We start from the raw sequence: 779 nt of genomic DNA on the forward strand, positions 1-779 counted from the left end.
CAGACCCGCGAACACATCCTGCTGGCCCGCCAAGTTGGCGTTCCATACATCATCGTGTTCCTGAACAAGTGCGACCTGGTCGACGACGCAGAGCTGCTGGAACTGGTTGAAATGGAAGTGCGCGAGCTGTTGTCGAAGTACGAATTCCCAGGCGACGACCTGCCAATCATCAAAGGTTCGGCACGTATGGCGCTGGAAGGCAAAGAAGGCGAAATGGGCGTTGACGCAGTGCTGCGTCTGGCCGATGCGCTGGATGCTTACATCCCAACGCCAGAGCGCGCTGTTGACGGTGCGTTCCTGATGCCAGTGGAAGACGTGTTCTCGATCTCGGGTCGCGGTACCGTTGTGACCGGTCGTATCGAGCGCGGCATTGTTAAAGTCGGCGAAGAGATCGAAATCGTCGGTATCACCGATACCGTCAAAACGACTTGCACCGGCGTGGAAATGTTCCGCAAGCTGCTGGACCAAGGTCAAGCTGGCGACAACGTTGGTCTGCTGCTGCGCGGCACCAAGCGTGAAGACGTGCAACGTGGTCAAGTGCTGGCCAAGCCAGGCTCGATCAAGCCGCATGCGCACTTCACCGGCGAGATCTATGTTCTGTCGAAAGACGAAGGCGGCCGTCATACGCCATTCTTCAACAACTATCGTCCACAGTTCTACTTCCGCACGACGGACGTAACCGGTTCGATCGAGTTGCCAGCAGACAAAGAAATGGTCATGCCAGGCGATAACGTGTCGATCACCGTCAAGCTGATCAACCCGATCGCGATGGAAGAAGG

At 56.9% G+C, this 779-nt stretch carries 1 protein-coding gene; it reads left to right on the forward strand.

Going from position 1 to position 779, the window contains the following annotated elements:
- The coding region (locus tag AC1Q6X_RS27800) for an elongation factor Tu (RefSeq protein WP_492498995.1) at positions 1–779 on the forward strand (779 nt) is incomplete at both ends.

The sequence above is a fragment of the Janthinobacterium sp. GW823-FHT06H09 genome, assembly GCF_058794735.1.